At 44.8% G+C, this 9,415-nt stretch carries 11 protein-coding genes and 3 pseudogenes; 9 read left to right on the top strand and 5 right to left on the bottom strand.

The annotated features are described in order from the left end of the window. Positions 1 to 155: 155 nt before the first annotated feature. The 5 genes and pseudogenes from tnpB to H569_RS22635 all read right to left on the bottom strand — a co-directional run bounded on the left by tnpB (position 156) and on the right by H569_RS22635 (position 5,129). Positions 156 to 512 carry an IS66 family insertion sequence element accessory protein TnpB gene (gene tnpB / locus H569_RS0116585; protein ID WP_027365908.1) on the bottom strand — a complete coding sequence of 119 codons (357 nt, stop codon included), beginning with the start codon at positions 510 to 512 and terminating at the stop codon, positions 156 to 158. Then, positions 506 to 835 carry an IS66 family insertion sequence element accessory protein TnpA gene (tnpA, locus tag H569_RS0116590; RefSeq protein ID WP_027365909.1) on the bottom strand — a complete coding sequence of 110 codons (330 nt, stop codon included), beginning with the start codon at positions 833 to 835 and terminating at the stop codon, positions 506 to 508. Before tnpA ends, tnpB begins: the two co-directional genes overlap by 7 nt. A 34-nt stretch (positions 836 to 869) precedes the next feature. Further along, positions 870 to 2,537, bottom strand: coding sequence for a DUF262 domain-containing protein (locus H569_RS20770; RefSeq protein WP_238492590.1), 1,668 nt, complete (start codon positions 2,535 to 2,537; stop codon positions 870 to 872). 443 nt (positions 2,538 to 2,980) lie between these two features. Continuing rightward, a pseudogene (locus tag H569_RS0116605) lies at positions 2,981 to 3,944 on the bottom strand (IS3 family transposase); the annotation flags it as partial. A 1,017-nt stretch (positions 3,945 to 4,961) separates the two neighbouring features. Further along, positions 4,962 to 5,129: a hypothetical protein gene (locus H569_RS22635; protein ID WP_157833570.1), complete on the bottom strand. Its 168-nt coding sequence runs from the start codon at positions 5,127 to 5,129 to the stop codon at positions 4,962 to 4,964. Between the two features lie 123 nt (positions 5,130 to 5,252). Here H569_RS22635 and H569_RS22930 point away from each other — a divergent pair, with 123 nt between their 5' ends. The 9 genes and pseudogenes from H569_RS22930 (at position 5,253) to H569_RS23735 (ending at position 9,151) form a co-directional block, all read left to right on the top strand. Further along, a complete protein-coding gene (locus H569_RS22930) occupies positions 5,253 to 5,510 on the top strand; it encodes a hypothetical protein (protein ID WP_051273721.1) in 258 nt (85 codons plus the stop codon). Between the two features lie 15 nt (positions 5,511 to 5,525). Next, positions 5,526 to 5,708 (top strand): annotated as a pseudogene (locus tag H569_RS0116630) (terminase TerL endonuclease subunit); the annotation flags it as partial. A 70-nt stretch (positions 5,709 to 5,778) separates the two neighbouring features. After that, a complete protein-coding gene (locus H569_RS0116635) occupies positions 5,779 to 6,084 on the top strand; it encodes a type II toxin-antitoxin system RelB/DinJ family antitoxin (protein WP_027365913.1) in 306 nt (101 codons plus the stop codon). Next, positions 6,081 to 6,416, top strand: a complete 336-nt coding sequence (locus H569_RS0116640) for a type II toxin-antitoxin system RelE/ParE family toxin (RefSeq protein ID WP_027365914.1) — start codon at positions 6,081 to 6,083, stop codon at positions 6,414 to 6,416. The genes H569_RS0116635 and H569_RS0116640 overlap by 4 nt, the downstream gene beginning before the upstream one ends. Positions 6,417 to 6,458: 42 nt before the next feature. Next, on the top strand, positions 6,459 to 6,602 hold the full coding sequence (locus H569_RS22640; RefSeq protein WP_157833571.1) for a hypothetical protein: 144 nt from the start codon (positions 6,459 to 6,461) through the stop codon (positions 6,600 to 6,602). A gap of 55 nt (positions 6,603 to 6,657) precedes the next feature. Further along, positions 6,658 to 7,443: a dehydroquinate synthase/iron-containing alcohol dehydrogenase family protein gene (locus H569_RS23235; RefSeq protein WP_027365915.1), complete on the top strand. Its 786-nt coding sequence runs from the start codon at positions 6,658 to 6,660 to the stop codon at positions 7,441 to 7,443. A gap of 56 nt (positions 7,444 to 7,499) precedes the next feature. After that, a pseudogene (locus H569_RS23730) lies at positions 7,500 to 7,805 on the top strand (cupin domain-containing protein); the annotation flags it as partial. Positions 7,806 to 7,808: 3 nt separating this feature from the next. Beyond that, complete coding sequence (locus tag H569_RS22060) at positions 7,809 to 8,729, top strand: DEAD/DEAH box helicase (protein WP_081411086.1); 921 nt, start codon at positions 7,809 to 7,811, stop codon at positions 8,727 to 8,729. 32 nt (positions 8,730 to 8,761) lie between these two features. After that, on the top strand, positions 8,762 to 9,151 hold the full coding sequence (locus H569_RS23735; RefSeq protein ID WP_407638099.1) for a helicase-related protein: 390 nt from the start codon (positions 8,762 to 8,764) through the stop codon (positions 9,149 to 9,151). Positions 9,152 to 9,415: the final 264 nt, after the last annotated feature.

The raw sequence follows: 9,415 nt of genomic DNA on the forward strand, positions 1-9,415 counted from the left end.
GTTAGCTCAGCATTTTGCTGTTCCAGCAGTTGGCAGCGTTTTTGTAGTTCATAAATTGTGGCAATGTTAGGTGAATTATTCATATATTTATAATTCGACTATTTTTTGCATTACCCTCTTAAGTCCCCCTAAATATTGAAAAAATTATCGAAAGATCAGATTACTGTACGTGCTGTTACTGCAGGGTGAGCTTGCTTTTGTTCCAACTCCAGACCATCGAGTAACCAGCGTAATTCCCGGCGGCTGATTTTGATCGAGGTGCAGTTCTTTTCTGCCGGCCATTGGAATTTCCCGCGTTCCAAACGCCGGTAATGAAGCCAAAAGCCATTGTGGTCCCATTGCAAAATTTTAAGCTTGTCACGCTTACGATTGCAAAAGACAAACAGACAGGGGGTAAAGGGATCCAGCTTGAAAACTTGACTTACCAATGCTGCCAGCCCGTCGATTGATTTGCGTAAATCCGTGTTGTCGCAAGCCAGGTAGACTCGCTCTACGCCTGTATCATTTAGCATGTTGCCGCTAATGTTCGTATTACGTCTTGAAGTAATGCCGGATTAAAACCGGGTTGGACTTCTATAGCTGCCAGACCTATTTTTATGAGTAACCCGTTTCCCTGGCCGGAAGGACCTAATTCATTTAGTTCCACTGGCAGCCACTTGGTTGATGTGGTTTGCGGGTTTTCTTGTGATCTAATCTTTTTCAGCCAGTACCATAGCTGGTTGGGTATTATGCCATTGGCTGCGCACCAGGCTGTCCCGCTCAGGCCGCTGTTCCTAAATTCGGCTATACGGGCTTCCCATTGTTGACGTATTTCTGCCTTAGTTGCGTTGGTCATAAAAAATCCTCCCTAATTTGTTGTTTGGGGAAGATTATCTCATAAGTTCGGTGCCGTTTGTAGGTGGTTTCTTTTTGACGCTTACCTTCGTAGGCACTTTTTCTCTTAACCATTTGTCAAAATCCATTGCCTTCTTTTCAATGTTAGGTATATTCTCAAGAAGTTGTAGATTGCCGATATAGTTACAATCTCCGATAAAATCATTGATTTTTCCCTGGGGAACACCTTTGGCAGCCAACCGTTTGGGTGTGAACTCACTTTTGGGGAACATGTGGTCAACGTGAAAATTGTGCCGCAAGTCCGCCCAAGGGTACAGAATTGATAAAATTACCAGGGTATCACCCTGACCGTATTTCGAATACAGCAGATTGTTGATGTCATCCTCGGTAAACTGCAGAGTTCTGTTTGTACCCTTGAAGCGTTCAATAATTTTCTCCGTAGGGAATCCGCTTGCACCGTATTTTTTGATTATGTCTCGAACCGGCTTTAACACCCCGTCAGGTGCAAAACTGAATACTCTTTTTAACAACGAAGATACAAACCACCGTTTGATCTTTTTCCTATCCTCAATCCTTGAAGTGGAAATCTCATAGTTGTTTGGCAACCCGATGGTTTTCAAGTAATAGGCAATCGGTATTATCAGGTTATTGGATGTGATGTTCTCCCGGCTGAATCCGAAACTGCTAATCAGATTCAGCGCGTCACGGATTGCCTTGGTGATGTTATCCCATTCGCTTTCAATTTTTAGCATATTGGTACGGTTAAAGTTATCTACCTTAAATGTGATATCCTCCATATCACACAAAACGAGACATGCTTTCAGCACAATATCCTTGTTGATGTTGAACCCATGTCCAATTTCGTTTACCTCGTCAACAAAATCATTTATTTCTTCACGGGCATCCCGATTTTCCCATTGTGCTGTGGCAAAGGACAGCAAAAGGTCAGAGTAACTAAGCGTAGTTCCCCCGCTGTTAACGCGAATGAAAATATTCAGCACTTTGTCGAGTTCCGCGCTTTGCTCCAAATAATAACTGATGATGGGGTTTACATGGATTACTTTATGGAGCTTGAATAACGCCCGGTTCGCAAACCGGCTTTTTTCCTTATCGGGGTTGGCCAATAAGCATGACTCAAGCAGGTAATCGTTTACTTCGTCCTGCTCTTTCAAATCCAGTATTTTGCCGACAGGAAACCAATGATGGTTATCGTCATTCGCCTTCGCTTCGGTATCGGTCAGGAATTCAAAGGCATACGCTAAGTCCTCGTCCTCTGGCTTGGAAAGCAAATCCAAATACAGCTTTTTTTTCGGATATGCTTGTGGATTGTCCCAACGTTTATATGGCAACTTGTCAGCATATGTCCCTTTCAAAGCGATATAAAGCGAGGTCAATCGTTGTTGCCCATCCAACACGGCCATTACATCGTCGCTACCACTAATATTTGCTTTTGGGTTATGGCGATTATCCTTTTTATGATAGTCTCTGAGAAATTCGTAAAATTTAAAGTCGGCCGCCTTTTCTTTTGGAACTTTCCAGAAGAGGAAGGCGTTGATGGGATAATCGCGCATCAGGCTATCAAATAGTGTTTTGATCTGTTCCTGGCTCCATACAAATTCCCTTTGTATGGACGGCAGAAGATACTTTTTTGCGTGAATATCCGTTATAACCTGGTTGATGGTTAGCGGCGTTTGAAACGACATAACGTGATACCTCCATAATCATGGCAAAAGGCAAAGCAGAACCCGGTTATCCCAATGCATCGAAAATATCGAAAGCCGCCAGTTTTGCTGTTCGTAAATCCGATATCTTCCTGCCTTTATAATTCCAGACGCTCTGACCGCCATATATCAAGGTGGATCCCATTGTCAAGACACATTTTTTAAAAATTTAAGATACAAACAAGTGTTCCTTGCTGGTTAATTGCGGCAATATGCCAAGAGTAATTGCAATATTCAAGTTCCATATTTGCTATATATTAACAATTTAGCCTGGTTCCAACCCAAGGTTTTGGCCGCTTGCGAAGCCCTTTACAGTGCGGCCTGTGTTAGCCTGTTTGGGCGGGAGGCCCAAGCACAGCGTGGCCTCCCCGTAGGCCTTCCGGAAACACAGGCCGAGAGGCTCCATGTAAAGGGCGGCCAAAACCTCATTGAAACTGATAGACCTCCGCCGGCGTCCGGTAATCCAGAGACTGGTGGGGGCGCCGGTGGTTATAAAAATCGAGGTAATCACCAACCCTTTGGCGAGCTTGCCGTGGACTTGTATATTCGTTCAGGTACACCTCTTCATATTTCAGGCTTCGCCAGAGACGCTCGGTGAAAATATTATCAATGGCCCTGCCCTTACCGTCCATGCTAATTTTAATTCCGGCATCTTGGAGCAACTGGATGTACTGAGGGCTTGTAAATTGACTTCCTTGGTCGCTATTTAAGATGACCGGCGTGGATTGCATCAGCGCTCGTTTAACATCTTTCAAAACAAAGTCGATCTCTAAAGTCTGATCCATTGCCCAACTAACTACATAACGGGAATACCAGTCCATTACGGCTACCAAGTACATCCGCCCCCGGGTTAGCCTGATGTAAGTAATATCAATGCCCCAAACGTGATTAGGATACCCTGGAGTAATACCCCTTAGGAGGTAGGGGAATACTTGGTGTTCCATCCTCCACTTGCTCAGGTTGGGCCCGGGGCAAATCCCGGCAATGCCCATCTCGCGCATATGCCGCTGTACCGCTTTCCGGTTAATATAAAAGCCCTTCCGTCGAAGTTGGACGGTGATCCGGCGGGACCCATAAAAGGGGTATTTTGTATATATTTCATCGATACGGTGTTTGATGGCAATTTCTTCTGATGAGGGTTCTGCCGGTTTGTAGTAAAGGCTGGAACGGTTAAGGCTCAGCAGCTCGGCCTGGGTTTTTATCGTTATCTCGGGGTTATCCCAATCTACAAGGGCCATGCGTTCATTTCGAGTTAATTCAGAGGCCAGATTTTTTTTTCAACCAGTTGAGCTGTGTGGTTAGCCGGCCAACTTCCGCATAGAGGTCCTGTATTTGTTTTTCATAACCGGTCCTTATGGCATCCAGGCTCTTGCGTTCATCAGTAAAAAGCCTTGTTGGACCAGAAAATTAATCACGGAAATAATCGAATATGGAGACGTAACTGTTTTATGCACTGATTGCGCGCAAATATGCAAGCACAGCATGGATAAACCATGTCACACCGGGTCTGGTTGCAGGCGGGATGCTGCCAAGTAGCCGCCGCCCGGACAAACATTAAACCAGGGATTGCGCTGCCACCGGTGGTGGCTATAGCGCAGTAAATAAGCTGCAAACCGGCGGGCTGTTGCCCGGCTTCCGGTTATGACGTATGTTTTTTAATATTGGTTATAAAATTATTAGTATAGCCGAAAATAAAAAATTAGGTACCATTATATTGCGTATGCTCTGAATTGCAGCCCAATGAACCAGGATGAACCAAGATGAATCTTGAGTAAACTAAAGATCTTTTTTTAATTAACGGGATAATTTTAGGGCCAGCTATATACTTCTTACCCTTTAACACTAAATAACTCTCATTAACAAGAGCGGCTAACCGGCGGGTGGTTCTATTGAACGTGAAGAATCCTGGGAATACCCTCGGGAAGCATTGCGGGAAGCATTGGCAAATGCACTTTTGCACAGGGATTATTCACCACAAGCCAGGGGAAGTCAGATTCAGGTTGCCTTAAAACACTGCCGAGACGGTTAACCAGTTAAGCTACATGGACCGGGACGTTGCCTAAAGCTAGGGATTTAAAATATAAATCGGCGTGGCTCAAAAACTAATCCACATTGGCTATATCTCGTGAATGATGTTATGAGGAGCCGTATGCGTTAATAGCGCCAGTACGGTTCTGAGAGGGGTGTGTGACCAATTGGGCCATGGAGCAAATATTGTGACACTCCCAGAGGAAACGGGGAGAAACAGGGAACACAAAGCGTCTCCTAAAGCCTGAGAGGCGCACATCTACTCGACCGAATATAATGCACTTTCTAAGAGCCCGTTATCCCTAATACCATAGTTTCCACCGGTCGTTTTTATGATTTTATAATAGATTTCCAATGCAGTATCCGGTTCCAACCATTTCATTTGGCTAATTCCTTTAACGCCGGCTTATATCTATCAATAATTTGTTCGGCAACTTTTAGCTGTTTGTTTTTTTCCAGGCGTTTTTTTAAGGCTTCAAGAACATATTCAAGTTCATCAGGAGACAATCCGGCAAGTTGTTCTATAAGGGTATCGTTTGTGGCCAAGCCATACACCTCCAATTAGTGATGCAAATTCTATAATAAGTTTACCAAAAATTAAAGCCTGGCAAGACATTAGTTAGAAAAATTTTAGAATGAAAAGGAAAACAACAGAGGAGTGAGAAATACATGCGCAAAGCGGACTTTCAGGCCCGGATCAAAAAAATTGAGATAGCCAACAAAGTGCTGACCGACAGCTGGTCCCAAACCATCCGGGTGCAGCTTGACGAAATAGGCTTAACCAACGAGAATCTACTGGAGTTGCGCCAGTTTAAGACCAACGAGCAGGTTAAAGTTGTAATCGAGCCGGTACAGCTCACTTTATTTGATATGATGCCGGCTGGCAATCGAAAAGAGCCCCAGGCTAACGCAGCCACACATAGATGAGGCCGGGAGGTGTGCTGGATGATGGATAATATTTTTATCCGCACTGATCCCGCCGGAAACATTAAGCCAGATAAAGAGAAAAGCACCGAGCGGATTGACGGTGCGGTGGCACTGATCATGGCTCTTGACCGTGCGATTCGCTGCGGCGGCGATATGGGTGCTAGCGTCTATGACGAACGTGGGCTGTTGATTCTATAACATTTTAGCTAAACGATTGCATTCCGCAATACAATCGGGCATAATAATATCAGAATAGGAGGTGTTCATTATGGCAAGAACATCAAATATATTTGCCCGAGTCGAGCCGGAAATCAAAGAACAGGCAGAGCTTGTTCTAGAGCAGCTTGGTATCCCGATGTCAAATGCAATCGGACTTTTTCTTAGGCAGGTCGTGCTTCAGCGAGGTATTCCTTTTGAATTGAAGCTCCCGCAAAGTAAACCTCTGTCGGTGGGTACGCTTACCGAGGAGCAATTCAATGCTGAGATCGAGAAAGGTCTGGCTGATTTGACCGCTGGGAAAATTGTTTCTGCGGAAAACGTCGCCGACAGAATGCGCCAAGACTATAGAATATGAGCGAATGGACGGTTGTTTACACCGAGCAAGCTGAGCGCGACTTACGCAGCTTATTCGAGTACATCGCATTCTCCCTGCTTGAGCCGGAAATTGCAAAGAATCAAGTACGGCGGATCATGGACGCGGTCGCGAAGTTAAATGAAATGCCGCTGCGGTATCGTCTTTACGAAAAAGAGCCGTGGCACAGCAAAGGCTTGCGGGTTTTGCCAATAGACAATTATTTGGCATTTTATTTGCCTGTGGAAGCAAAAACGACGGTCGCGGTCATTCGCATTATGTACGGCGGACGTGATATTGAAGAACAGCTACGGCAAACGGAAGCAGGAAGGTAAACTAGACATTTGATTTTATGCATGTATTTATAAGGGATAAGGATGATAAAATCCCTTATCGAGCATCTGACCATAATTAGGTGCTTTTTTCATGCCCATTTTCAGGGGGTGGGCGGCACCGCCAGCGGCAAAACCGTCAATGAAAGAACGGCCATGCAGACCGCCGCCAGTCCATCAGTTTTGTAGTCCATACCATCCGGCCCTGGTTAGTAAGGCTCGAACAAGGAATGAATAAAGTGCTTTGGAGGAAAACACAGATCTGCTGGCTTTATTGGACGGGCCTCACATCTACCAATCAAAAGCGCCAGAGGGCTTAAATAAATACATTACATTGTTTGAACTGACCAATTTTGATTCCGCCTGGGCAGACGGCACGGCTTTTATTGCTGAAGTCCACCTGCAGGTGGATGTATGGGTAAAAGAAGCCAGCACCTCCCCTATCGCCGCTGAGGTGGACAAAACCATGAAGTTTTTAGGCTTGAATAAGATGCTCATCCTTGAATCTTTCATCCGAGAGTTTCGATCAAGGCCCGCTGATACTAAAGAATTCGACGAGCAACTATGGGCTGTGGCGGTAGACATAGTCATGGTCATGCCAGACAACAGGCTTATTTTCCGATTCAAAGACGGCACCGGGGGATTTCAGGCCCCCAGCTGCCACGCCATGGAGCATGAGCTCTCTGCCTTTTATGATATTACCCACGGGCTTGGTCTTGCTATCCTTACTCCCCGCTGGATGAAATATATTTTGGATGAATCCACCGCACCGCAGTTTAAGAAATTCGGCGTGAATATATTCGGAGTAGATGAGTCGCTTTCAGACATGGAAGGGGCTGAGCATGCTATCGCGTGCCTGAGCGATTTTCTTTTCAAGACGCTGGGCCTGCAAAGCACCCTCACCGAAATCGGCATTGATGATGAAAACTTTAAAGTCATGGCGAAAAAAGCCTGCTGGGGCGATGTATTGCAAGGGTTTAAGCCTTTGACGCCGCAAGACGTGGAGAACATCTATCGGATGTGCCTGTAAGGAGGAGCATACTATGACAAGTCGTACATGGCTAATTACTGGCGTCAGCAGCGGCTGGTGGGCAGATTCTGCTAGTGACTAGCGGACGCGGTTGGTATCAAACCTGGGGAGAACCAGCGAGGGAATTACATCCTGGCGATGTGGTGGAAATTCCTGCCGATGTCAAGCACTGGCACGGCGCTGCAAAGGACAGCCGGTTTTCTCACCTGGCAGTGGAGATACCGGCAGACTTTGTTGAAGACAGGCTGCATAGATTGGTTCGCCAGGCAATTGAAAAAGATGAAATAACCATGAGCCGGGGAGCGGAAATATTAAGAACGGATCTTGAAGCCATGCGAGACGTGGTCTCTTCGTGGGTATAAACGATGGCCGGCAAAAAGAGGCACTTTCTAATACTGGATGCCAATATCCTCATCGATTTTTGCCAATGTGACAGGACACTCTTTAGATTAATTAGTAGATATGTTGGCCAGATATATTTAGCTACGCCAGTACTTAATGAAATAAATCAAATTGATGAGGTAGATTGCTTGGAATTTGGCATAAAACTAGTGGAGCCGGAATTAAAGCACGTTTTGTTGGCGGCAGTAGAAAAAGGCCCATTGTCATTCCAGGACAAGTTATGTTTAATTCTGGCCAAGGAAAATGGATGGGCCTGCGTGACCAATGACAAGCCATTAAAGGGTGGAAGCGTGCAAAAAGCTGGCATGGATGATGTGATGGTTGGTCGCATAGATGGGGATATCCATGTCAGCATGAGAAAAGGAGTTTTAAAGAAGTGCAAAGTAGTTATAATGACTCCGGATATTATACACACTTGGTTGCTATCCAATATAGGTGATAGGGATATTGTTAATTTTTTACTTAAGGTTTCCTTGATCATAGTCGACGAAGTACATACTTACACTGGTGTATTTGGATCCAATGCAGCTTATTTATTCCGCAGGATTCGACACCTTTTAGCTGTGGCAGGCAAAACCTTGCAGTTTATATTTGCCTCGGCAACTATGGCAAATCCAGAAACCTATTTGGTTAACCTATTTGGAGTTCCATTTACATTAATTGGAGAAGAGTTGGATACATCGCCCAAGCATGAAGTCGAAATAGTCTTGCTTGTACCGCCAAGAAAGGAAGATTTTCTTAGCGAGGTTACAAAACTTATTAAAGAGATTTCAGCAGGTCCTGATCGTTTCATTGCATTTATTGATAGTCGAAAGCAGACAGAGTTAATATCTTCGATTTTGGCACGTAAACTTTCCGGTGAAGAGGAGATGGATCCATTATAAAAATAGATTGGAACCCACTGGATAAATTAAACATTCTACCTTACCGGGCAGGTTATGAAGAATTTGACCAACAAATCATTCAACATAAGCTATCACAAGGCTTGTTAAAAGGTGTCGTCAGCACCAGTGCGTTAGAGCTTGGTTTGGATATACCACATTTAGGGATAGCGGTACTGATCGGGGTGCCATATTCGGCAACCAGCTTATTCCAAAGAATTGGTAGAATAGGACGGCATGGTAAAGGTATCGTATATATAATTCATTCAGGTAGTTTTCTTGATGAGGTTATTTTTAAAAATCCCGCACGTTTACTTAATCGACCGCTGGGGGAAAGTGCCTTGTACCTAAATAACCCCCGTATTCAGTATATTCATACGCTTTGTTTCGGTATTTGTCAAGATAGTTGTCGCATAAATGTTTAAAAAATAGTATTTTACCGACGCCGGTCTTGACTCCATGTGCTAGTAATAGGGTAACCCGACCGACGGATATACGCCAATGAATAAATTGGGTATACGGTCGGGTCTATTAAGTCTAGCACATGGGTCAAGACTCTCGCTTCGCTCGACCGCAAGCGGCGGCTGCTTGTTCTTAAGACCATATATCTCCCCTCCCTTTGGAGACCGCCTATGATTTTATTTACCGGGGTATATGTCATTAAATTAAGCAAAACACTTTTCCTTAGA

The organism is Desulfotruncus alcoholivorax DSM 16058, assembly GCF_000430885.1.
GTDB lineage: Bacteria > Bacillota > Desulfotomaculia > Desulfotomaculales > Desulfallaceae > Desulfotruncus > Desulfotruncus alcoholivorax.

Coding starts and splice junctions, on each gene's coding strand:
- tnpB (WP_027365908.1), bottom strand. CDS start 512: ATGCTAAATGATACAGGCGTAGAGCGAGTCTACCTGGCTTGCGACAAC.
- tnpA (WP_027365909.1), bottom strand. CDS start 835: ATGACCAACGCAACTAAGGCAGAAATACGTCAACAATGGGAAGCCCGT.
- H569_RS20770 (WP_238492590.1), bottom strand. CDS start 2,537: ATGTCGTTTCAAACGCCGCTAACCATCAACCAGGTTATAACGGATATT.
- H569_RS22930 (WP_051273721.1), top strand. CDS start 5,253: ATGCGCAAAGCGGACTTTCAGGCCCGGATCAAAAAAATTGAGATAGCC.
- H569_RS0116635 (WP_027365913.1), top strand. CDS start 5,779: ATGGCAAGAACATCAAATATATTTGCCCGAGTCGAGCCGGAAATCAAA.
- H569_RS0116640 (WP_027365914.1), top strand. CDS start 6,081: ATGAGCGAATGGACGGTTGTTTACACCGAGCAAGCTGAGCGCGACTTA.
- H569_RS22640 (WP_157833571.1), top strand. CDS start 6,459: ATGATAAAATCCCTTATCGAGCATCTGACCATAATTAGGTGCTTTTTT.
- H569_RS22060 (WP_081411086.1), top strand. CDS start 7,809: ATGGCCGGCAAAAAGAGGCACTTTCTAATACTGGATGCCAATATCCTC.